This window comes from Algorimicrobium algoritergicola (assembly GCF_008086165.1).
GTDB classification, from domain to species: Bacteria; Bacteroidota; Bacteroidia; order Flavobacteriales; family Flavobacteriaceae; genus Algorimicrobium; species Algorimicrobium algoritergicola.
The window spans coordinates 115,406-139,820 of sequence record NZ_VSKL01000001.1 but is presented as its reverse complement, the minus strand read 5'-3'; the positions used below and the strand labels follow the sequence as shown (position 1 = coordinate 139,820).

25 protein-coding genes are annotated in these 24,415 nt (G+C 34.0%); 24 read left to right on the top strand and 1 reads right to left on the bottom strand.

Annotation, left to right across the window (positions count from 1 at the left end; genetic code table 11):
* The 11 genes from ES675_RS00765 to ES675_RS00715 all read left to right on the top strand — a co-directional run bounded on the left by ES675_RS00765 (position 1) and on the right by ES675_RS00715 (position 11,374).
* Positions 1-240: a glutaredoxin family protein gene (locus ES675_RS00765; protein WP_066250509.1), complete on the top strand. Its 240-nt coding sequence runs from the start codon at positions 1-3 to the stop codon at positions 238-240.
* Positions 225-1,799, top strand: coding sequence for a protein adenylyltransferase SelO (locus ES675_RS00760; protein ID WP_231931278.1), 1,575 nt, complete (start codon positions 225-227; stop codon positions 1,797-1,799). Before ES675_RS00765 ends, ES675_RS00760 begins: the two co-directional genes overlap by 16 nt.
* Before the next feature lie 19 nt (positions 1,800-1,818).
* Complete coding sequence (locus tag ES675_RS00755; RefSeq protein WP_066250506.1) at positions 1,819-2,088, top strand: peptide methionine sulfoxide reductase; 270 nt, start codon at positions 1,819-1,821, stop codon at positions 2,086-2,088.
* Positions 2,075-2,569 (top strand): peptide-methionine (S)-S-oxide reductase MsrA, encoded by a 495-nt coding sequence (msrA, locus tag ES675_RS00750; RefSeq protein WP_066250500.1) that lies wholly within the window; start codon positions 2,075-2,077, stop codon positions 2,567-2,569. The genes ES675_RS00755 and msrA overlap by 14 nt, the downstream gene beginning before the upstream one ends.
* 30 nt (positions 2,570-2,599) lie before the next feature.
* A complete protein-coding gene (locus ES675_RS00745; RefSeq protein WP_197503476.1) occupies positions 2,600-2,884 on the top strand; it encodes a DUF427 domain-containing protein in 285 nt (94 codons plus the stop codon).
* 3 nt (positions 2,885-2,887) lie between these two features.
* Complete coding sequence (locus ES675_RS00740; protein ID WP_066250492.1) at positions 2,888-3,397, top strand: peptide-methionine (S)-S-oxide reductase; 510 nt, start codon at positions 2,888-2,890, stop codon at positions 3,395-3,397.
* Positions 3,398-3,401: 4 nt separating this feature from the next.
* Complete coding sequence (locus ES675_RS00735; RefSeq protein WP_066250489.1) at positions 3,402-4,619, top strand: bifunctional alpha/beta hydrolase/OsmC family protein; 1,218 nt, start codon at positions 3,402-3,404, stop codon at positions 4,617-4,619.
* 1 nt (position 4,620) lies between these two features.
* Complete coding sequence (gene egtB, locus ES675_RS00730) at positions 4,621-5,766, top strand: ergothioneine biosynthesis protein EgtB (RefSeq protein WP_066250487.1); 1,146 nt, start codon at positions 4,621-4,623, stop codon at positions 5,764-5,766.
* 1 nt (position 5,767) lies between these two features.
* A complete protein-coding gene (locus ES675_RS00725) occupies positions 5,768-6,706 on the top strand; it encodes an L-histidine N(alpha)-methyltransferase (RefSeq protein WP_066250482.1) in 939 nt (312 codons plus the stop codon).
* 49 nt (positions 6,707-6,755) lie between these two features.
* Positions 6,756-10,430 (top strand): metallophosphoesterase, encoded by a 3,675-nt coding sequence (locus ES675_RS00720; protein ID WP_066250479.1) that lies wholly within the window; start codon positions 6,756-6,758, stop codon positions 10,428-10,430.
* 74 nt (positions 10,431-10,504) lie between these two features.
* Positions 10,505-11,374 carry an acyl-CoA thioesterase gene (locus tag ES675_RS00715; protein ID WP_066250476.1) on the top strand — a complete coding sequence of 290 codons (870 nt, stop codon included), beginning with the start codon at positions 10,505-10,507 and terminating at the stop codon, positions 11,372-11,374.
* On the opposite strand, the gene ES675_RS00710 is transcribed toward ES675_RS00715, so the two are convergent.
* Positions 11,371-12,174, bottom strand: coding sequence for a hypothetical protein (locus ES675_RS00710; RefSeq protein WP_066250472.1), 804 nt, complete (start codon positions 12,172-12,174; stop codon positions 11,371-11,373). The two genes, ES675_RS00715 and ES675_RS00710, sit on opposite strands and share 4 nt — an antisense overlap.
* Positions 12,175-12,231: 57 nt before the next feature.
* Here ES675_RS00710 and ES675_RS00705 point away from each other — a divergent pair, with 57 nt between their 5' ends.
* The 13 genes from ES675_RS00705 to ES675_RS00645 all read left to right on the top strand — a co-directional run bounded on the left by ES675_RS00705 (position 12,232) and on the right by ES675_RS00645 (position 24,387).
* On the top strand, positions 12,232-12,924 hold the full coding sequence (locus ES675_RS00705; protein ID WP_066250469.1) for a glycerophosphodiester phosphodiesterase: 693 nt from the start codon (positions 12,232-12,234) through the stop codon (positions 12,922-12,924).
* Positions 12,921-14,132: a BaiN/RdsA family NAD(P)/FAD-dependent oxidoreductase gene (locus ES675_RS00700; protein ID WP_066250466.1), complete on the top strand. Its 1,212-nt coding sequence runs from the start codon at positions 12,921-12,923 to the stop codon at positions 14,130-14,132. The genes ES675_RS00705 and ES675_RS00700 overlap by 4 nt, the downstream gene beginning before the upstream one ends.
* A 45-nt stretch (positions 14,133-14,177) precedes the next feature.
* Positions 14,178-14,423, top strand: a complete 246-nt coding sequence (locus ES675_RS00695) for a hypothetical protein (RefSeq protein WP_066250464.1) — start codon at positions 14,178-14,180, stop codon at positions 14,421-14,423.
* Positions 14,413-14,685 carry a hypothetical protein gene (locus ES675_RS00690; protein WP_066250461.1) on the top strand — a complete coding sequence of 91 codons (273 nt, stop codon included), beginning with the start codon at positions 14,413-14,415 and terminating at the stop codon, positions 14,683-14,685. Before ES675_RS00695 ends, ES675_RS00690 begins: the two co-directional genes overlap by 11 nt.
* A complete protein-coding gene (locus ES675_RS00685) occupies positions 14,686-15,216 on the top strand; it encodes a DUF1697 domain-containing protein (protein ID WP_066250458.1) in 531 nt (176 codons plus the stop codon).
* Between the two features lie 9 nt (positions 15,217-15,225).
* The gene (locus ES675_RS00680; RefSeq protein ID WP_066250452.1) at positions 15,226-16,335 is read left to right on the top strand and encodes a diphosphomevalonate/mevalonate 3,5-bisphosphate decarboxylase family protein; all 1,110 of its coding nucleotides are present in this window, start codon (positions 15,226-15,228) and stop codon (positions 16,333-16,335) included.
* A 64-nt stretch (positions 16,336-16,399) separates the two neighbouring features.
* Entirely contained in the window at positions 16,400-17,329 is a 930-nt protein-coding gene (locus ES675_RS00675; protein WP_066250449.1) for a mevalonate kinase family protein, read from the top strand.
* 12 nt (positions 17,330-17,341) lie between these two features.
* A complete protein-coding gene (locus tag ES675_RS00670) occupies positions 17,342-18,247 on the top strand; it encodes a geranylgeranylglycerol-phosphate geranylgeranyltransferase (protein WP_066250446.1) in 906 nt (301 codons plus the stop codon).
* A gap of 94 nt (positions 18,248-18,341) precedes the next feature.
* The gene (locus ES675_RS00665; RefSeq protein WP_066250443.1) at positions 18,342-19,217 is read left to right on the top strand and encodes a pseudouridine synthase; all 876 of its coding nucleotides are present in this window, start codon (positions 18,342-18,344) and stop codon (positions 19,215-19,217) included.
* A gap of 336 nt (positions 19,218-19,553) precedes the next feature.
* Complete coding sequence (locus ES675_RS00660) at positions 19,554-20,954, top strand: arginine decarboxylase (protein ID WP_066250440.1); 1,401 nt, start codon at positions 19,554-19,556, stop codon at positions 20,952-20,954.
* Entirely contained in the window at positions 20,944-21,885 is a 942-nt protein-coding gene (speB, locus tag ES675_RS00655) for an agmatinase (RefSeq protein WP_066250438.1), read from the top strand. The genes ES675_RS00660 and speB overlap by 11 nt, the downstream gene beginning before the upstream one ends.
* Positions 21,875-22,849: a deoxyhypusine synthase family protein gene (locus ES675_RS00650; RefSeq protein ID WP_066250432.1), complete on the top strand. Its 975-nt coding sequence runs from the start codon at positions 21,875-21,877 to the stop codon at positions 22,847-22,849. Before speB ends, ES675_RS00650 begins: the two co-directional genes overlap by 11 nt.
* Positions 22,850-22,851: 2 nt before the next feature.
* Positions 22,852-24,387, top strand: a complete 1,536-nt coding sequence (locus ES675_RS00645; RefSeq protein ID WP_066250429.1) for a bifunctional GNAT family N-acetyltransferase/carbon-nitrogen hydrolase family protein — start codon at positions 22,852-22,854, stop codon at positions 24,385-24,387.
* The last annotated feature ends 28 nt before the right edge of the window (positions 24,388-24,415 follow it).

The following is a 24,415-nucleotide window of genomic DNA, read 5'->3' as shown; positions in this document are numbered from 1 at the left end:
GTGAAAACCATCACCTTATTTGGTAGTGAAAACTGCCATAAATCTATTTATTATCAGAATTTTTTTGAGTCCCGAAATCTTGAATTTACGTTTCAAGATGTGTTAAAGAATGATAACTTTGCTCAAGAATTACGTAACTTATACCCAAATGGAAATTTGCATTTCCCTACAATTTTAATTGATGATAAACGGTTGCGAAACCCTAATGACAAGGACCTATTAAAATGGCTAAACAAATAAAACTCAATATTAACGATAGCTTCAATAAAGAACTGCCTGCAGATCCTATTATAGAAAACACGAGAAGGCAGGTTACTAAAGCGTGTTTTTCGTATGTAAAACCGAAACTAACCGCAAATCCGAAAATGCTTCATGTATCTCCAGAAATGTTAGATAATTTAGGTTTAACGGAAGCCGATAGTCAATCAGAATCATTTTTAAATGTTTTTACGGGTAATGCCGTATTAGAAAACACCAATCCGTATGCCATGTGTTACGGTGGTCACCAGTTTGGAAGTTGGGCTGGGCAATTAGGTGATGGTCGCGCTATTAATTTATTTGAAGTAAAAAATAATAATACAAGTTGGGTAGTACAATTAAAAGGTGCTGGTGAAACACCGTATTCCAGAACTGCTGATGGCTTGGCTGTATTGCGTTCCTCCATTCGGGAATATTTGTGTAGTGAAGCCATGCATCATTTAGGTGTACCAACTACCAGAGCGCTTTCGTTAGCATTATCGGGTGATGCCGTGTTGCGTGATATGATGTATGATGGTAATGCAGCTTATGAAAAAGGCGCCATTGTTTCAAGAATTTCTCCAAGCTTTTTACGGTTTGGCAGTTATGAAATTTTAGCCGCAAGACAAGATGTAGAAACATTGAAAACCTTGGTAGATTATACCATCAAACATCATTTTTCGCATTTGGGGAAACCATCAAAAGACTCCTATATCCAGTTTTTTTCTGAAGTTTCACAGCGAACCTTACAAATGATTATTCATTGGCAACGTGTAGGTTTTGTGCATGGTGTTATGAATACGGATAATATGTCCATTTTAGGTTTAACCATAGATTATGGACCTTACGGTTGGTTGGAGGATTTCAATTTTGGATGGACGCCAAACACAACGGACAGTCAGCATAAACGCTATAGGTATGGCAATCAGCCAAATATTGGGCTGTGGAATTTATACCAATTAGCCAATGCTCTTTTTCCGTTAATTGAAGATGCTGAAGCTTTAGAGGAGATACTTAATCAATACAAAATTGATTTTGAAACGCAATCGCTACAGATGATGCGGAACAAATTAGGTTTAGTAATAGACGATGATTTGGATGCACAACTCATTCAGCAGTTGGAAGATAATTTACAACTATCCGAAACCGATATGACTATTTTCTTTAGAAGTTTAAGTGATTTCAAAAAAGAAAACGCATCGGAAGGGTTAGATATAGTAGCAAATTCATTTTATGATCCAACAGAAATTTCAGATGTGATCAGACAAAAATGGAATCTATGGTTTGCCCATTATGCTTCAAGACTGAAAAAAGAACAGTCATCTGAAGCCGTAAGAAAGGAACAGATGAATGCGGTAAATCCAAAATATGTGTTGCGAAATTACATGTCGCAATTGGCCATTGATGCAGCAGATAAAGGTGATTATAGTTTAATTGATGAATTATTTCAGTTACTCAAGCAACCTTATGCTGAACAGCCACAAAACAAAAAGTGGTTTGCAAAACGACCAGATTGGGCGAGACATAAAGCGGGATGTTCTATGTTGTCTTGTAGCTCTTAACATAAAAGAAAGGATAATTATGCTCTTAAAGCGTATACAGAAATTACCAATCGGCTATTCCGAGGTGTTTTTCAACAAGGTTAAATACGGTGTAATCCGTTCCGATTATAACAAGGGAAAAAGTTATAAAATTTATGCTGAAGCCTTAAGTGGGAACGATTTTATCAGCTTAAATTATTATATTACGAATACAAAAGAGCACTTAAAGCCTTGTGAAATGGCAGAAATTAAGGTGATCAATTTTTTAAATAATTATAGTTTAATAATACAATACAATGAGCAATTATAAAAAAGCATATATAGCAGGTGGTTGTTTCTGGGGAATGGAAGATTTATTCCGCACCCAGAAGGGAATTCAAGATACCGAAGTCGGCTACATTGGAGGTCAAAATGATAATCCAACTTATAAAAATCATCCAGGTCATGCGGAAGGTATTGAAATTACCTACGATGAAAATGAAACATCATTTAAACATATTTTAGATTATTTCTTCCGAATTCACAACCCAACAACGGTTGATAGACAAGGGAATGATATTGGGTCTAGTTACCGTTCGGCTATATTTTTTCAAAATGAAGATGAAAAAGCCCAAGCTGAAGAAATTATTAAAATTGTAAACGATTCTAATAAGTGGGAAGGTAAAGTAGCAACCACTTTGGAGCCGTATTCAAAATTTTGGACTGCAGAACCGGAACATCAAGACTATTTGGTTCGGAAACCAGATGGTTATACCTGTCATTTTGAGCGATTTAGCGATAGTTTTATTTAAAAAGCAATATAAACAGTTAATAAATCAATTATGAAAGCCATTTGGAACAATCAAATACTAGCAGAAAGTGATAATACAGTTGTAATTGAAAACAACCATTATTTCCCGCATGACAGCATTAAGAAAGATTTTTTTAAGCCCAGTAAAACACATACTAACTGTCCTTGGAAAGGTGAAGCGTCCTATTATACTTTGGAAGTTGATGGAAAACAAAACGTGGATGCAGCCTGGTTTTATCCTGAAGTTTCATCATTAGCAAAAGGCATTAAAAATCATATTGCTTTTTGGAAAGGCGTGGAAGTTGTAAAAGACTAATGCATGAATTCTATTTCTAAAATTGCTTTAGGAGGTGGTTGTCATTGGTGCACGGAAGCTGTTTTTCAATCTTTAAAAGGTGTTGAAAAAGTGGAACAAGGATATGTGGCTTCGGTAGGCGAATATGAGTCATTTTCAGAAGCCGTTATAGTTCATTTTAATTCTAATAGCGTTAATTTAAATATACTAATTAATATACATTTGTTAACGCATAAGAGTACGGTAAATCACAGCATGCGTAACAAATATCGGTCGGCTGTATATACGTTTTCAGAGGCTCAACATTTAGAAGTAGACAAGCTCATTGAAAGTTTTCAGCAGGATTTCGACCAAGAATTGGTGACATCGGTTTTGCCTTTTTCAGATTTTAAAGCGTCGCGAGAAGCCATTCAAAATTATTATCAAAAAAATCCTGAAAAACCATTTTGTGAAACGTTTATTAACCCTAAACTAAGGTTGCTTTTGCAACAATTTTCTACCTATACAGATCAAGAAAAATTAAAACATTTATAAGCAGATGAAAAGCACGAAACTCAATATTCAGAATGAAAAAGGCCATAAACTACAAGCATATTTAGAGTTACCTGCTAATCAGAAACCTAATAACTACGCTATTTTTGCACATTGTTTTACCTGCTCAAGTACCTTAAGTGCTGTAAAAAATATCAGTCGAGCTTTAACCAATCATGGTTTTGGCGTGGTGCGTTTTGATTTTACAGGATTAGGAAGAAGTGAAGGCGAATTTGCTGACAGTCATTTTTCAGCCAATGTTTCGGATTTGCTGGCTGTAAACGTCTTTTTAGAAGAAAATTATAAAGCACCTAGTTTATTAGTTGGGCATTCCCTTGGTGGTGCAGCGGTCATTACAGCTGCTTCTAAATTGGACAACATAAAAGCCGTTGCAACAATTGGCGCACCTGCAACCGTGGGTCATGTTACCAAATTATTTTCGCATGGGTTGGATGAGGTTAAAGATAAAGGAGATGTTGAAGTGAATATTGGCGGACGACCATTTAAAATTAACCAGGAGTTTGTGGACGATTTTAGTAAAACCAATCTTCCGGAAATCACGAAAAATTTACGCAAAGCCATACTTATCATGCATGCGCCTTTTGATAAAACAGTAGGAATTGAGAATGCCGAGAAATTATATCATAATGCACACCATCCTAAAAGTTTTGTCAGTTTGGATGGTGCAGATCATTTGCTGTCAAATTCTAGGGATAGCGTTTATGTTGGAAATATGATTGGTCATTGGGTGCAACGTTATTTTGAACCGCAAGAAAATACCATGTTAGATACGGATGGTGAACAATTAGTTGCCCATTTAAATTTAGAGGAAGATCATTTCACAACGGCTATTCAAACCAAAAGGCACAATTTCATTGCAGACGAACCAGAATCTGTAGGAGGTGACGATTTCGGACCTTCACCTTATGATTATTTAAGTGCGGGATTAGCGGCTTGTACGGTGATGACGTTAAAATTATATGCCGAACGAAAGAAATGGGATTTACAAGAGGTTTATGCTTATATTACCTATTCAAAAAAACATAGCGATGATTTAATGCTAGATGTTGATAAACCTAAACGCCTGGATCACTTGCAAAAACGTTTGAAATTTGTAGGTAATTTGGATGAAGATCAAAAGAAACGATTAAAAGAAATTGCCTCAAAATGTCCTGTACATAAAACCTTGCAAAGCGAAGTAATTATAGAAACTGAACTTATTTAAAATGACTATAAAAGAGCAATTCCAATATACGCGAAGCCGATTTTTAGAAATTTGCAAACCGCTTAAAACTGAAGACTATTCGGTGCAACCTGATGTTTTTGTATCACCACCAAAATGGCATTTAGCACATTCTACATGGTTTTTTGAGCAGTTTGTTTTGAGCACGTTTGTAAAAAACTATCAAGTTTTTGATGAAGATTTTGCTTACCTGTTCAACAGTTATTATAACAATGCGGGAAAACGTGTTTTACGTCCAAATCGTGGGTTAATGACGCGTCCATCAGTAAAAGATGTATATAAGTATCGTGAATTTGTTGACTTAAAAATGTTGGCGTTCCTAAATGACAATCCATCACAAGAAGCATTAGATATTGTTGAATTAGGCATCAACCACGAACAGCAACATCAAGAGTTATTTTATTATGATATCACCTATATTTTAGGAAATCAACCCACGTTCCCAACTATTGAAAATAAAATTGAATTAAAAACACTTTCTTCAAATTCAGAATTCATCAAAATACCCGAAGGACTATATGAAATTGGTCATAAAGGCAAAGGGTTTTGTTATGATAATGAGCTAGGGAATCACCAAGTATTTCTCCAAGATTTTGAAATAAGTAATCAATTGGTCAGTAATGGTGAGTTTTTAGAATTTATACAAGCTGGCGGATATCAGGATTTTAATTTATGGCATGCCGAAGGTTGGGATTTTATTCAAGAAAATAACATTGAAGCCCCTTTATATTGGCATGAAGTGGATGACGCTTGGTTTCATTACACCTTAAACGGATTTGTACCTGTAGAGAAAAATAAACCCGTAACCCATATTAGTTTTTATGAAGCATTTGCCTTTGCAGAATGGAAACAAATGCGCTTACCAACAGAATTTGAATGGGAAGTAGCATCCCAAAAAATTGATTTTGGACAATTATGGGAATGGACAAATAGTGCGTATTTACCGTATCCAAATTTTAGTAAAGCACCAGGTGCTTTAGGCGAGTACAATGGCAAATTTATGATCAATCAAATGGTACTTCGTGGTGCTTCAGTAGCAACCGTAAAAAACCATAGTAGAAACACATATCGGAATTTTTTCCATCCAGACATGAGATGGCAATTTTCGGGAATTAGACTTGTAAAATAATATGAATGAAACGTTTGCAAAAGATGTGGTAGCAGGTTTAACAGCCAAAGAAAAACACCTGTCTTCTAAATATTTTTATGACACGAATGGTAGTCGCATTTTTCAGGAAATAATGAATATGCCTGATTACTATTTAACCGATTCTGAATTTGAAATCTTATCACTTCAAGCGAAACAAATTGTAGATGCTGTTGCGTTTGATAAACCGTTTAATATTATTGAACTAGGCGCTGGTGATGGTTTTAAAACCTTCAAGCTATTAGAATATTTGGTTAATGAGCACATCGTTTTTAACTATGTTCCAATTGATATTTCACAAGAAGCAATTGATATACTTTCAGAAAAACTGCATGAACGTTTGCCTGAATTATCAATAAAGCCTCAAGTAGGTGATTATTTTGAAATTTTAAATGAAAAATTTCAAGGGAATACGCCCAATTTATTACTGTTTTTAGGAAGTAATATTGGAAATTACTTAAAAGATGATGCTATAAATTTATTAAAGCTGTTTAACAACGTTATGAATTCAGGTGATAAGCTTTTGATAGGTATGGATTTAAAGAAAAATCCAATCACCATTAAGAATGCTTATGATGATAAAGAAGGCATTACGAAACGTTTTAATATAAACTTATTAATTAGAATGAATCGGGAATTAGAGGCTGACTTCAAAATGGATGATTTCGATTTTTATTGCTATTATAATCCAGAAACTGGTCGTGTAAAAAGCTATATTGTTAGTTTGAAAAAACAGACAGTTTTGCTTAAAAAACTTAATAAAACGATTGAATTCAATCAAAATGAATTGATTTGGACGGAATTATCCAAAAAATACAGCCTTTCAGAAATTGAAAAATTAGCAGAAATTTCTGGTTTTCAAACCAAACAACATTTTTTAGATTGTAAACACTATTTTACTGATAGTCTTTGGGAAAAATAAGGCTAAAACAATCTAAGATAATTTTTAAATTATAGATAATAGAGATTCAATGAATACATTTTACAAACTAGGTTTTTGCTGTCTTTTTTTATTGTCTTTTTACGGTTGTGCTACGTTTAAAACACAATATCAGGAACCTTATGTTCCTATTGCTGAAACTGAAAACACTATTGAACATACGTTTTATTTAATAGGTGATGCGGGGAATTCACCAATTGGCACAAAAACAGTAGCGTTAAAAGCCTTTGAGTCTGCATTGAGCCAAGCAAATGCCAATAGTTCAGCCTTTTTTTTAGGTGATAATATCTATCCAAGCGGTTTGCCAGAAAAATCAGCTGATAGTTATGCTTTTGCTAAACACCAACTGGATGTGCAAATAGATGCCGTAAAAAACTTTAAAGGCAAAACGGTTTTTTTACCAGGAAATCACGATTGGTATTCAGATGGTTTAAAAGGTTTGGAACGTCAAGAGGATTATATTGATGATGCTTTAGGAAAAAACTCATTCCTGCCTGAAAATGGTTGTCCCATTGAAAACGAAACAATAACAGATAATATTGAGTTAATTTATGTGGATGCCAAATGGTATATGGCTAATTGGGATAAACATCCTACCATAAATGATAAATGCGATATAAAAACTCGTGAAGCCTTTTTAGATGAGTTTGAAAGCCGCATTAAAAAAGCGCGTGGGAAAACGACTATTGTTGCTATGCATCATCCCCTTTTTACAAATGGGCCACATGGTGGACAATATAGTTTCATGGACCACATGAAACCATTTCCTATTTTAGGAACGCTAAAAAATATTTTAAGAAAAACTACAGGTGTAAGTCCTGAAGATATCCAGAATAAACGTTATAACGAATTCAGAAAGCGCATTATAACATTAGCACAAGAAAATGATCATGTTATTTTTGTTGCTGGTCATGATCATAATTTACAATATTTAGTTCAGGATAATTTAACACAAATAATTAGTGGTTCAGGTTCCAAATCTACGGCTACCAGAAATGTTGGTAGTGGTTTGTTTTCGTCAAGTGAACCAGGATATGCGCGTTTGGATGTGTTTAAAGACGGCTCAAGTCAAGTTCGGTTTATAGAAGCTAAAACAGAAACCGTTTTGTTTTCCAAAGACGTGTATCCAGTACAAAAACAAGAATCACGCAATTACGCAGCAAAAATACCTCAAACCATTCAAGCATCTATTTACACGGATAAGGAAACTGAGAAAAGTAAATTTTATAAATTTCTTTGGGGAGAACGCTACTCGCAAGATTTTAGTACAGCTATTCAAGCAAAAACGGTCCTGTTAGACACGCTTTTTGGCGGTTTAAAACCTGTTAGAAAAGGTGGAGGAACGCAGTCAAATTCATTAAGACTAGCAGATTCTACAGGGCGTGAATTTGTGATGCGTGGTTTACGTAAAAACGCATTAAATTATATTCAAGCATTCGCATTTAAGGATCAATTTATTGAAGGTCAATTTGATGACACGGTAGCTGAAGAATTAATTTTTCATGTTTTTACAGGATCCCATCCGTATGCACCATTTGTAACCGCTACCTTGTCTGATGCTATTGGCGTCATGCATACCAATCCTGTTTTGTATTATGTGCCACATCAAAAAGCAATTGAACCTTACAATGATGCATTTGGTGATGAGTTATATATGATTGAGGAACATGCAGGTGATGATCATGGTTATCAAAAAAGTTTTGCATTTTCTAATGAACTCATAGGTACGGATGATATGCTAGCAGAAATTCGTTCAGATGAAGATATTGTTATCGATGAATCTGCTTATGTTCGTGCGCGATTATTTGATATGCTCATTGGCGATTGGGATAGACATCATGATCAATGGCGTTGGGCAACAACCGAAAAGAACGGTAAAACAGTTTATGTTCCAGTACCAAGAGATCGCGATCAAGCTTTTTCTAATATGAATGATGGCTTTTTACTAGGAATTGGGTCTAGAATTATTCCTACGGCAAGATTATTACAAGGCTATGAAGACGATTTACGCAGTCCAAAATGGTTTAATTTGGAACCATACCCATTGGATGTTTCATTAATCAGTCAATCCGATAAATCAGTTTGGGATGAACAGGTGAAAATAATAACATCGCAATTAACAAATGCCGTAATTGAAGAAGCTTTCAAAAATATCCCTCAAGAATTGCAAGGTGATACCATTGAAGATCTTAAAAGCAAGTTGCGTGCTAGACGTGGAAACCTTCAAGAAATTTCAGATACGTATTATGCACATGTGAATAAATTTGCCATTATAAAAGGTACCGATAAAGATGATTATTTTGATATTGAGCGTCTGCCAGATGGCAAAACGTCTGTAACGGCATATCGCATAAAAAAAGGTGAAAAGGCTGATGTATTTCATCAACGCACCTATAGTAAAAACGAAACAAAAGAGATATGGGTTTACGCATTAGATGATGATGACGTACTCCACGTTCATGGTGAAGGAAATAAGCTCATTAAACTCCGATTAGTTGGTGGGCAAAACAATGATATTTATAATATTGAAAATGGTAAGAAAACACATTTTTATGATTATAAGTCGAAAGAAAACACCTTCAAAACAACCAAAGGCAAAAAGCATTTGACAAATAATTATGATATTAATACCTACAACTATTTAAAAATAAAAAATAATGCAAATCAGGTAATTCCAATTGTTGGTTATAACCCAGATGATGGTGTTAAACTAGGCGCAAAAGATACGTATACTGTTTACGGTTTTAATCGAAATCCGTTTACGTCACAACATAAATTATCAGCAGCTTATTATTTTGCAACTAATGGTTTTGACTTATCATATAACGGCGAATTTGCAAACATAATTGGCGATTTCAATTTAGGAATTGATATCAATTTCACGAGTCCTAATTACAGTGTTAATTTCTTCGGTTATGGTAATGAAACCGTAAATCCAAACGCTGAAAACGCTGATGTTTTTAATAAAGATTATAATCGTGTAAAATTACGAACCTTACGTTTTGCGCCTTCATTAATTTATAAAGGTTATTTGGATGGTGTATTTAAACTAGGATTGGCTTATGAAACCATAGAAGTTGAGGAAACTAATGGCCGATTTATCAACGATTATTATTTATCAAGTTTAATAGAAAATGGTAATTCCTTTATTGGTGCTTTTACGTCCTACCATTTTGAAAACAGGAATAATAAGGCGTATCCATCTATTGGGTTTGAAACGAATTTAAAATTAGGTTTTCGGACTAATTTAGATGAGTCCACAAGTATGGGTTACATTATTCCAGATATAAGTTTTAATTATAAATTAGAGCCAACAGGTAAATTAGTTTTAGCAACTAAATTAAAAGGACATATTACTTTGGGTGATAACTATGAGTTTTATCAAGCGGCTTCAATTGGTGCTAGTGATGGGCTTCGTGGTTTTAGAAATCAACGCTTTACAGGAAAAAACTCCTACTACCAATTAACCGATTTGCGGTACATGTTTAGCAAAATAAAAACAGGAATTTTGCCTCTTAACATAGGTGTTTATTCCGGGGTAGATTATGGACGTGTTTGGCTTAAAGACGATCCTTCAAAAAAATGGCACAACTCCTATGGTGGAGGTTTGTTATTAATGGCAGCTGAAGTATTTACAGGGAATGTGTCCTTGTTTAATAGTGATGATGGCTTGCGGTTTGCTTTCGCATTGGGGTTAAATTTTTAATAGTTTCTTAAATTTGTCTTGCTTTATTTTTATAAAAGCGCCTATAAATAATACCTTGTAAAAAAAATATAATTATGAATTCTGTAGATAGCTTATTAGAAATCCTTCAATTAAAACATCTTGAAGAAAATCAGTTTGAAGGCGTAAGCAAATCAGTAGGAAGTCCCAATGTTTTTGGAGGCCAAGTTTTAGCGCAAGCTCTAAATGCAGCTTATAGAACTATTCATAATAATCGTGTTTTACACTCCTTACATGCCTATTTTTTAGAGGCCGGACATTTAGATTATCCTATTCATTATGATGTGAGTATTATGCGTGATGGTGGAAGTTTTTCAGTACGTCGTGTAACGGCTAGTCAGAATAATCAAACTATTTTCATATTGTCAGCCTCTTTTCATAAAGCAGAAGAAGGGTATTCGCATCAAATAGAAATGAAACCGGATATGAAGCAACCGGAAGAACTGATGAGTTGGACCGATATTTTAAATGAATATGGGAGTATGTTACCTTCTAAAACCAAAGCATTTTTAGAAATTCCGCGTCCTGTTGAATTCAAACCAACCTATCTTCCGAACCCTTTAGATAGAAAAGATTTACCGCCATTTGCCGATGTCTGGTTTAAGTTAAAAGGCGATGTAGGCGATATGGAATTAGCAATTAAACAGCAAATTCTGACTTATATTTCAGATTATAATATTTTGTCTGTGGCACTTCAACCACATGCCAGTAAAGCACATTGGGGCAATTTGCAAACAGCCAGTTTGGATCATTCCATGTGGTTTTTCCGTGAATTTGATTTAAATGATTGGTTATTGTTTTCGTTAGAAACACCAAGCACAGGAAATGCTAGAGGTTTTGCCAAAGGAAATATCTTTACGCGTGATGGCGTTTTAGTAGCGTCCGTTGCGCAAGAAGGTTTAATGCGTCCAATCCCGAAGTCTTAATTTAAAGAAAGTTTATATAGGTTTCCACCTTCATTTTTCTTGTATTCGTCGGTAATATAAAGCGTGTTGTCTATTTCAAAAACGCCTTCTTTTTGAGTGTTATGATCAAATGGGATGCTTATTATTTCACCTTCAAAAAAATTGTCATTTTCAAACTCTGAAAACTGCCATACTTTATCATGATTTAGTAAATACACACGTTTGCCATCTAGGCTCGCAGCTGCAGAGGTAATCTTATTGTTTTTGCCCTTTAAATTAAATTCAGAAATCAGTTCAGCTTCGTGATTTCCAATACGATTGGGGATTTTTAAGGTCCTAAATTTTTTAGATTCTTTACTAAACACATAAAAATAATCGTTGTACAGTAAAAAGGCTTCAAAATCTTTGGGTTTGACATCCTTCGGTAAGCTAAATTGAATAAATTCTGCTTTAGTGCTTTTCATACTAGCTTGCGGATTTATTATTTTTAATATGGAAAAAGTAGTTTTGTCTTTATTGTTGTTTCCGAAATCGCCAATATAAAGATTGCCTTGTTTGTCGGAAGTCAAATCTTCCCAATCCCGATTATTCGCATTTTCAACAGTAATATCCGCTTTAATGGTGCCTTTTTCATCTAATCCATATACATGGTTGTTATTTCCAGCATCTTGGATTACCCAAAACAAATCGGATTTTGTTGTTTTTTCAATCGCAGAAATCTCTGGTAAACTGCTGGGTAAATTAGCAATGACTTTCGGGTTTCCGTTTTGGCAAGCTATAAATATGGATGCAAATAGCGTAAGCGTGGTTTTAATTTTCAAATCCTGTTTATTTTACCATAAATTTACAAACATAAACTGACACTAAAAATTTTGAATATGCAGAATGCTTCAACACGTGTTTTTGGTCATCGAGGCGCCAAAGGTTATCTAGCTGAAAACACTATAGAATCCATTGAAAAAGCATTGAGTTTTAATGTAGATGGAATTGAAATAGATGTGCATCTGTGCGCTTCTGGTGAATTAGTCGTTTTTCATGATTTCACATTAGATAGAATGACAAATGGAACTGGTGAAGTTGGCAAACAAACTCTAGAAGCCTTAAAAAACCTAACAGTCAACGGTGGGTTTCAAGTTCCGACTTTAGAAGACGTTTTAAACTTGATTGATAAAAAATGCATTTTAAATATTGAATTAAAAGGAAAAAATACAGCCATTAAAACTTGCGAAATAGTTGATGATTATGTCCGGAATCATGGATGGAAATATGCTGATTTTATTGTGTCTAGTTTTCAACATACCGAATTAGAAGCCGTATTTCAAACCAATAAAAATATACCGATAGCAGTTTTAACAAAAGCAAGTGTTACCGAAGCAATTGAATTAGCTGAAACAATTGAGGCTAAAATTATTCATCCTAATTATGCATTATTAACAAGAGATAACGTCAAGTTGGCTCAAAATATGGGCTATATGGTTAATACATGGACCGTCAATGATGCAGATACTATTTTACGCATGAAAAGTTATGGTGTAAATGGCATTATTTCAGATGTACCAGATAAAATATGAAACAACAAGATGTACTTATAATAGGAGGTGGTGCTGCGGGATTTTTTGCAGCCATCAATATGGCGGAACTAAACCCGGATTTGTCTATCACTATTTTAGAAAAAGCAAAAGAAGGTTTACAAAAGGTGAAAATTTCTGGAGGAGGACGTTGCAATGTAACCCATGCTGAATTTACACCTGCTGAATTAACACAGAACTACCCACGAGGTGAAAAAGAATTATTAGGGCCATTCCATCAATTCATGACAGGTGATACGATTGCGTGGTTTGATAAACGTGGTGTGGAATTGAAGATTGAAGAAGATGGCCGCATGTTTCCTGTTTCAAATTCATCTCAAACTATTATTGATTGTTTCTTAAATGAAGCACAAGCACGAAAAATTAACGTGCAGTATAGTCAGAATGTCATGGCAATTGCCGTTCAAGATAATTCTGAAGGTTTTATAATTTCAACAAAAAATGAAAGGTATAAAGCTGATAAATTGCTCATAGCAACTGGAAGCTCTATCAAGTTTTGGAAGTTATTGGAAGGTTTGGGACATACCGTTGTGCAACCCGTTCCATCTTTATTTACGTTTGATATTCAAGATGAACGAATCCAGGATATTCCAGGCGTTGTAGCGCTAAACGTTGGTGTTTCTGTTTTGGATACCGATTTATATTCCGAAGGGCCTTTGCTAATTACCCATGTTGGAATGAGTGCACCAGCTATCTTAAAATTATCCGCTTTTGGTGCTTTGGAATTAGCGAAACGCAATTATAATTTTAAAATTGAGATTAATTTTATCAAGCAATCTTTTGATGATTGTTTGAGTCATTTAAAAGAACTCAAACAACAGCTTGCTAAAAAAACCGTTTATAAAGCCGCACAATTGGATTTGCCAAAACGCTTATGGCGAAAACTGGTTTTGGCTGCAGGAATTTCGGAAGCTGATCGTTGGGCAGATTTAAACAAGCAACAATTGGAAGATTTGAGTAATCAATTGACCAGCGCTATTTTTCAGGTTACAGGAAAAAGTACGTTTAAAGATGAATTTGTAACAGCTGGAGGGATTAATTTAAAAGAAATTAACTTCAAAACTTTTGAAAGTCGCATTCATAAAAACCTCTATTTTGCAGGGGAAGTTCTTAATATTGATGCGGTCACTGGTGGTTTTAATTTCCAGAATGCCTGGACTGGCGCTTTTATTGTAGCGAAATCTATATAGATTCGATATATTTTTTATATATTTAGTATATAGAATCTATATATCATGGGAAAGACAAAAAAATTAATTGAACTAGACGATAAAGCCATTGCTATTCTTGAAAAGCAGGCAAAACTTGAAAAGCGTTCCTTGAAAAATTATCTGGAATATATGATAGAAGATACGGCTTTGCGTTATAGCGAACCATCAGAAGAATATAAAAAAATGATGGATGATATGATTGAACGTCACGAAAAAGGAACACTTAAAACCTATTCTTGGGAAGAGATAAAGAAAGAATATGGACGTTAAAACTGTTGAGTTTACTGAAGAAGCAAGGCTAGAATTTCATAAAGCAAAATGTTTTATGGAATTCAATGGTTACGAAAATGAGTTTTGGTCAGATGTAAATAGACAAATGGATTTAATATTGGAATTTCCCTATGCTTTTCAAATTCGTTATAAGCACGTTCGTGTGGTGTCTTTACAGAAATTCAATTATTCCATTCATTATGTGCAAAAACCAGATGGTATTTTAGTTTATAGATTTTTAAATCTAAAACAAGACTATTAAATGACAACTTTTGTCTTGCTTTTAAAAGGGATTAACGTTGGTGGACATAAAAAAATTCCGATGGCTGATTTACGGGATTTATTAACCAAATCTGGGTTTAAAAACGTGAAAACCTATATTCAAAGTGGGAATGTTATTTTACAATCAACAAATAAGGATATAGCAAAAATAGAATCGGATATTACTGCGGCTATTTTAAAACAATTTGGTTTTGAGGTATCAGTTTTAGTGAAAACACGTCATGATTTAGAACGTATTTTTAATTCGAGTCCCTTTTCCGAAGAAAAAAAGAAAGCCAGTTATTTTATCATGCTTCATAAAACACCAGATGCTGATTTAGTACGTGAAGCTTCAGAAAAAGTCTATAAAGGTGAAGAATACGAAATTATAAACGACTGCATTTATTTTTTTTGCGAAAAAGGCTTTGGGCAGGCGAAATTCAGTGCAAATTTCTTCGAACGAAAATTAAATACATTTGCAACCGCTAGAAACTATAACACAATGCTAAAGTTATTATCTTTGTCAGCATAAAATGAGTCGATGACAGAACAACACTTTATTCCGAGAAATCTTTCAGAAACACGTCCATATGGTCAAGTTGCTTGGGAATCACCTAGCAATATTGCTTTAATTAAATATTGGGGAAAACGTAAAAATCAAATTCCTGAAAACCCTTCTATCAGTTTTACATTAAGTAATTGTAAAACCATTACCACGCTTTCGTTTAAAGCGAAAGACACTAATGAGACTTTTTCATTTGATGTCTTTTTAGATGGTGACAAAAAGGAAGATTTTAAACCAAAAATTCAAACATTTTTTGAACGCGTTGAGCTGTATTTACCATTTTTAAAAGATTATCATTTTATTATTGAAACCAAAAACACCTTTCCACATAGTTCAGGAATTGCATCGTCTGCATCAGGAATGAGTGCTTTGGCCTTATGTTTAATGAGTGTTGAAAAACAAATTATAGAAAAAGATGTCACCTTGAGCGCAGTCAAAAGGTCTCATGATGAAAAATACTTCAACCAAAAAGCATCATTTTTAGCACGTTTAGGATCTGGTTCCGCTTGCCGAAGTATTGAAGGCGATTTGATTGTTTGGGGAGAAACGAACGTCGTGGAAGGAAGTAGCAATTTATTTGGAACAAAATACCCTTATCCAGTTCACGATATATTTAAAGAGTATCAAGACACTATTTTACTCGTTGACAAAGGCGAAAAGCAGGTGAGTAGTACAGTTGGCCACAATTTAATGCATGATCATCCGTATGCGCAAAATCGCTTTCAGCAAGCACATGACAATCTAGAAAAAATGAAATTGATTCTCGAATCTGGCGATTTGGACGCATTCATTGGTTTGGTTGAGAGTGAAGCATTAACACTTCATGCTATGATGATGACAAGTATGCCGTATTTTATTTTAATGAAGCCAAACACCCTGAAAGTAATTCATGCGATCTGGGATTTTAGAGAAACCACGGGATTGCCAGTTAGTTTTACATTGGATGCAGGTGCTAATGTACATGTGTTATATCCTAAACGTGATGCCGTTCCAATCCTAGAATTTATTAAGAACGAGCTTGTTACATATTGCCAGAACCAACATATTATTTCAGACCAAATTGGATTTGGAGCTAATCAAATATAATTTTATTACGTATCTTTGTTATACGGTTTCTGTATACTGAATGCTGATAACTGAATACTAGTTTATGAAAGGACCCCTTTTTTACTCAAAAATATTGCTCTTCGGAGAGTATGGAATCATTAAAGATTCCAAAGGTTTATCTATACCATATAATTTTTATAATGGTGCTTTAAAGGTGGCCGAAAACCCTACAGAATCTTCTATTAAATCTAATTTAAGCTTAAAACGCTTTGCTGATTATTTAGAGCAGATTAATCCAGAATTAGTCACTTTTGATATAGCAACTTTAAAAACAGATGTGGAAGCAGGAATGTATTTTGATTCGTCCATTCCCCAAGGCTATGGCGTTGGTAGTAGTGGTGCTTTAGTTGCTGCACTTTACGATCAGTATGCACAAAATAAAATCACGGTTTTAGAAAATTTAACACGTGAAAAACTCATTCAATTAAAAACTATTTTTTCTGAAATGGAATCGTTTTTCCACGGAAAATCTTCGGGTCTAGATCCGTTAAATAGTTATTTAAGTATTCCAATCCTTATCAACTCTCAAGATAATATTGAAGCTACTGGAATTCCGTCGCAAACGGCTGATGGTAAAGGTGCTGTTTTCTTGTTAGATAGTGGTGTGGTTGGTGAAACTGCGCCAATGGTTCGTATTTTTATGGAGAATATGAAACAGGAAGGTTTTAGAAATATGCTTAAAAATCAATTCATAAAACATACAGATGCTTGTGTGGATGATTTTCTTAAAGGCGATGTGAAATCACTTTTCAAAAACACCAAGCAATTATCAAAAGTTGTGTTGAATCATTTTAAACCAATGATTCCATTGCAATTTCATGAGCTGTGGCAAAAAGGCATTGAAACCAATGAGTATTACTTAAAACTCTGTGGTTCTGGTGGAGGCGGTTATATATTAGGTTTTACTGAAGATATTGATCAAGCTAAAAAATCACTTTCGGATTATAAATTAGAAGTCGTTTACAACTTCTAAATTTTTCAAAACATGTTTTCTCGCAGGCAAAAGCACATTTTACTAAAATTTTTTAGTCTGTTTTCGGTTATTCGCGGGTATAATATTCTCATTATAATCATTGCGCAATATTTAACGGCTATTTATATTTTAGCTCATGACTTACCGCTTCGGGAAGTCGTTTTCGACTTAAATTTATTTATGCTCGTGCTTGCATCGTCAGCAACTATTGCAGGTGGATATATCATCAATAGTTTTTACGATTCTGAAAAAGATTTAATAAACAGACCTATTAAGTCGCAACTTGACCGATTAGTAAGCCAGAATACTAAGCTTTCCTTTTACTTTCTGTTGAATTTTATTGCTGTTATTATGGCAAGCTATGTGTCTTTTAGAGCTGTCATTTTCTTTTCGCTTTATATTTTTGGAATCTGGTTTTATTCGCATAAACTTAAGAAATTGCCATTTATTGGAAATCTAACATCCGCCATTTTAACCATTACACCATTTTTTGCCATTTTCATTTATTATCGAAATTTTGAAACGGTCATTTTTGTGCATGCTACGTTTTTGTTTTTAATAATTTCTATGCGCGAATTGACAAAAGATTTAGAAAATATAAAAGGTGATTTGGTTCAAAACTATCATACAATTCCAGTTGTTTACGGCGAAAAAGCATCAAAAATTATGCTGACAGTATTAACATTGCTAACACTTATTCCCAGCTATTTGGTGCTGTATAAATTTGAAATTGGCCATATGTATCTGTTTTTCTATACATGTGTTTTGTTGCTCATTGTGTTTCTTCTATTGCTATGGCTTTCTAAAACCAAAACGCACTATCTCATACTTCACAATATTTTGAAGTTCATTATTGTTGCTGGTGTTTTTAGTATTCTTCTAATTAATGTGGATTTGGTGCTTTCTAGAATATTATAATAGATTATATATTCAACGTTTAGCCAATTGAATCTGAAGGTTAATTCATTAAAATGTCAACTATTGTATTACCTTTGCCTAAAATTTAGTAATCATGAGCAGACAGCAAGGAAGTAGCGGAAAAGGAAAATCCGCAGGAAGAGGACAGCAAGACGGAAAAGATAAAGTTTCGGGACGTGGTTCTAATAACGAAAAAAGCAAAAGTTTTGCAAGAGGAAATGCGCCAATAAAACCGAAGGCAACACCTAATAAAAATAACGATTCAGGAGAAATCCGATTAAATAAATACATTGCTAATTCAGGAATTTGTTCACGTCGTGAAGCCGATGAGCATATTGCTATTGGATTGGTAACCGTTAACGGGAAGCCTGTTATTGAAATGGGTTATAAAGTTAAATTGGAAGACGATGTTCGTTATGATGGCAGACGTATAAATCCAGAAAAAAAAGCCTACGTTTTATTAAATAAGCCAAAAGGTTTTGCTACCACAACTAGTGAAGGTAAAGGTAGAACAGTCATGGATTTAGTAGCAAACGCTACGGATTCTCGTATAAAACCTATTGGACGTTTAGGAAGAAATTCAACGGGTTTATTATTGTTTACTAATGATGAGGACATTGTGAAAAAATTCACGAACTCTAAACATGGTGTACCGCGTTTATTCCAAGTAGAATTAGATAAGAATCTGAAATTCGAAGATTTAAAAAGTATTCAAGAAGGTATAAAAATTGAAGGCAAGTTAACACCTGTAGAAGAGATTAGCTATATTGAAGGTCAGAGTAAGAATCTGATTGGTTTAAAAATTAAAAATACAGGAAACACGATTATCCGAACTATTTTTGAACACCTAAATTACGATATCATTAAGATTGATTGTGTGGCTATTGCGCATCTTACCAAGAAAGATATTCCAAGAGGCCATTGGAAACATCTTACAATACAAGAAATCAACACCCTTAGAATGCTGTAAAACAGTATTTTAATTCGATTAAAAAAAGATAAAAAAAAAGCTCGAAATTCAAAAAAATATATTTCATTTGTACCGCATTTAGCTGAACAAATTGAAAACTGTTTTTATTTTCGGGCTTTTGACTTTCAGGAAGTCATTTTCAAAAGCCGCTTACAGATTAAGTAACCGAATTTTAGAGCTAACTTCCGTTTCTTACATTCTATCAAGCCAACATTTATTTGGCTTTATTCCTACGACCCATTCCCAAATTCAAGTTTGATTATTTTATAATTTAATGTTATATTATCGCTGAAAAAAAAATCAGTTCATACCTTTAAATTTTAAACATCAAAATTAATGAATACAAAATATATTGACCTAATCAGTCAAACCTTTGATTTTCCACAAGAAGAATTTAAACTGGAAGATAAAACACTAGAATTCCACGATGTAGACCTTATGCAACTGGTTGAAGATTATGGAACCCCTTTAAAATTCACCTATTTACCGCAGATATCAAATAATATTCAGCGCGCAAAAGGTTGGTTTGCAAAAGCTATAAAAAATAATAAATACAAAGGCAAGTATAATTATTGCTACTGCACAAAAAGTTCGCACTTTAAACACGTCTTGGATGAAGCTTTGACTAATGATATTCATATTGAAACATCATCTGCTTTTGATATTGATATTGTTGAAAACCTAAAAGTTGAGGGTAAAATTACAGATAAAACCTATGTTATTTGTAATGGTTTTAAACGTGCGCAATATGTAACTAATATTGCTAGACTAATCAATAGTGGACAGAAAAACTGTATTCCAATTATTGATAACTATGAAGAAATAGATTTGCTTTCCGAAGAAATAAAAGGAAAATTCAATATTGGTATTCGTATTGCCTCTGAAGAAGAACCAAAATTCGAGTTTTATACGTCTCGTTTAGGGATTGGATATAAAAACATTGTGCCATTTTATAAAAACCAAATTCAAGATAATAAGAAAGTTAAACTTAAAATGTTACACTTTTTTATTAATACAGGAATTCGTGATAACGCCTATTACTGGAACGAATTGGCAAAATGTTTAAAGGTTTACACCAGCTTAAAAAAGATTTGTCCATCGTTGGATAGTTTGAATATTGGTGGTGGATTTCCAATAAAAAACTCATTAGCTTTCGAATTTGACTACGAGTATATGATTGATGAAATTATCAATCAAATAAACCTAGCGTGTGAGAATGAAGATGTAGCCGTTCCAAATATTTTTACAGAGTTTGGAAGTTTTACAGTTGGCGAAAGTGGCGGTGCTATTTATGAGGTGCTTTATCAAAAACAACAAAACGATCGTGAAAAATGGAATATGATTAATTCATCATTTATCACGACCTTACCAGATACTTGGGCAATTAATAAGCGGTTTATTATGTTGCCAATTAACCGTTGGTATGAGAGTTATGAACGTGTACTATTAGGAGGGTTAACGTGCGATAGTGATGATTATTATAACAGTGAACAGCATATGAATGCTATTTATTTACCAAAATATAATAAGGATAAACCGTTGTATATTGGCTTTTTTAATACCGGAGCTTATCAAGAAACTATTGGTGGATTTGGTGGATTGCAGCATTGCTTAATTCCATCACCAAAACATATATTAATTAATAAAGATGCTGATGGAAACATCACCACAAAACTATTTGCTGAACAACAAAAAAGTGAAGACTTACTTAAAATTTTAGGTTACCATGGACAATAAAACGTATGCAGGAATAGAGGAGCAATATTCCAAATTAGACAGCTCAAAAATCGTATTAATATCTGTTCCTTATGATGGCACAAGTACGTGGCAAAAAGGTGCGGATAAAGGTCCAGAAGCTTTTTTAAATGCTTCTGAAAACATGGAGCTTTATGATATTGAAACAGGAACAGAAGTATACAAACAAGGTGTATATTTAGCAAAGCCTGTTACTGAAAATTCATCACCAGAAAAAATGGTAGATGCGGTTCACGAAGCGACAAAAAAGTATATTAAACGCAACAAATTTGTTACCGCTTTTGGTGGTGAGCATTCAATTTCTATTGGGACGATTAGAGCGTTTAATGAGTGTTTTGATAACCTTACAGTATTACAATTAGATGCGCATGCCGATTTACGTAAAGAGTACCATGGTAGCAAATGCAATCATGCGTGTGCACTTTATGAAGCAAGTCAAACAGCTAATTTAATTCAAGTTGGTATCCGAAGTATGGATGTTATTGAAACAACCGTAATGGATTTTGATAAAACATATTTTGCTCATGATATGGCTGTTGATGATACATGGATGGATTCAGCAATCGATCAGATGACGGAAAACGTTTTTATTACAATAGATTTAGATGCTTTTGATCCGTCTATCATGCCAAGCACAGGAACACCAGAACCAGGTGGATTACTGTGGTACGAAACACTTGAATTTTTACGTCAAGTTTTTGCTGAAAAGAATGTGGTAGGTTTTGATATTGTGGAATTATGCCCAAATGAAACCGAACGTTCTTCCGATTTTTTAGCGGCTAAGCTATACTACAAAATGTTGACATACAAGTTTCTAGATGATGCTGCTGGCGACAGTTTCGATAACAATTTTAATGAATCAAAAGAAAATACGACTAAATTTTCTAAATTTAATGAAGACGATGACAACTAAAGGAGAAATATCAAAATTTATAGAAAAGTACTACTTACATTTTAACGCAGCTGCTTTGGTGGATGCTGCAAAAGGGTATGAAGATCAATTAAATAATGGCGCTAAAATGTTAGTGTCTTTAGCGGGTGCAATGAGTACGGCTGAATTAGGTAAAATATTTGCCGAAATGATTCGTCAAGATAAAGTTCAAATTATTTCCTGTACAGGTGCAAACTTGGAGGAAGATATTATGAATTTAGTAGCGCACTCACATTACAAACGTGTGCCTAATTACCGAGATTTAACACCTCAAGATGAATGGGATTTGTTAGAAAAAGGTTTAAACCGCGTTACGGATACGTGTATTCCTGAAGAGGAAGCATTTAGAAGAATTCAAAAGCATATTGTGAAAATCTGGAAAGATGCAGAAGCCAGCGGTGAGCGTTATTTACCACATGAATACATGTACAAATTATTACTTTCAGGTGTTTTAGAAGAGCATTATGAAATTGATATTAAAGATTCTTGGATGTATGCAGCAGCCGAAAAAAACCTACCTATTATCTGTCCAGGATGGGAAGATAGTACCATGGGTAATATTTTTGCAAGCTACGTTTTGAAAGGTGAATTGAAAGCAAGCACCATGAAGTCTGGTATTGAATACATGACCTTTTTAGCGGATTGGTATACAGATAATTCTAAAAACGGAATCGGTTTCTTCCAAATTGGAGGTGGTATTGCGGGTGATTTCCCAATCTGTGTGGTGCCAATGTTGTATCAAGATATGGAACGTCCAGAAACACCATTCTGGAGCTATTTCTGTCAGATTAGTGATTCAACAACTAGTTACGGATCGTATTCAGGAGCTGTTCCCAATGAGAAAATTACTTGGGGAAAATTAGATATTAACACACCAAAATTTATAATTGAAAGTGATGCAACTATTGTTGCACCATTAGTTTTTGCTTACCTGCTAGGAATGTAAATATGAAAACGCAAAAAATTGAAAACATTGAATTAAAGTACCTTACAGTTGACGATTATGAGGAATTAAAATCGGCAACCTTGGAGGCTTATGGAGGCGTTTTAAATTCGTATTGGAAAAAACATCACATAGAAGATTTAACTAGAAAATTTCCAGAAGGTCAAGTCGTAATAAAAATTGATGGAGACATTGCTGGTTGCGCCTTATCCATAATTGTGGATTATGACACCATTGATGATGAGCATACCTACGAAGATATTATAGCAGGAGAATCTTTTAAAAATCATGATGAAAAGGGTGATGTATTATACGGAATTGACGTATTTATAAAACCAAAATATCGTGGATTGCGTTTAGGTAGACGACTTTATGATTATCGTAAAGAAGTGTGTGAAAACTTAAATTTAAAAGGTATTGTTTTTGGTGGTCGTATGCCAAATTACCATCACCATAAAGATTTAACACCTAAAGAATATTTTGAAAAAGTAAAGCGTAAGGAAATTCATGACCCGGTTTTAAATTTTCAAATTTCTAATGATTTTCATCCAGTTCGTATTTTAAAAGGGTATTTGGAAGGTGATACGGCATCCAACGAGTATGCTGTTTTAATGGAATGGGATAATATTTACTATACCAAACCGAATAAAAAAGCGAGTACAGTAAAAACAATTGTGCGTTTAGGTCTTATTCAATGGCAAATGCGAACATATACGGGTTTAGACGAACTGATGCAACAAGTGGAATACTTTATTGATAGTGTGTCCGCTTATCGTTCAGATTTTGCTGTTTTTCCAGAGTTTTTCAATGCACCATTAATGGCCGAGTTTAACCATATGCATGAACCAGATGCCATTAGGGAGTTAGCGAAATACACAGAGGTTATTGTAAATAAGTTGAAACAATTATCCATTTCATACAATATCAATATTATTTCTGGTAGTATGCCTGAATTGGTAGATGATAAATTATATAATGTAGGTTATTTGTGTCGTCGTGATGGAAGTGCAGAACGGTATGAGAAAATTCATGTAACACCAGATGAAGCTAAAGTATGGGGAATGCAGCGTGGAAATAAATTGCAGACTTTTGAAACGGATTCAGGAAAAATAGGTATTTTAATATGTTATGATTCGGAATTTCCAGAATTATCACGTTTATTGGCAGACGAAGGTATGGATATTTTATTCGTTCCGTTTTTAACTGACACACAAAATGGTTACTCACGCGTGCGTTTATGTTCGCAAGCCAGAGCCATTGAAAACGAATGCTATGTTGCAATTGCAGGGAGTGTTGGTAATTTACCAAACGTTAATAATATGGATATCCAGTATGCGCAGTCGGCTGTATTTACACCTTGCGATTTTTCTTTTCCAAGTAATGGAATCAAGGCTGAAGCAACACCAAATACCGAAATGATTCTTGTAGCTGACGTTGATTTGAGCCTGTTACGCGAATTACATTCTCATGGAGCTGTTAAAAATTTGAAAGACAGACGAAAAGATTTTTATGATGTTGTCAGAATTAATCACAATAAATAGTAACTTTATTTTTTTTAAAAGTATAAAT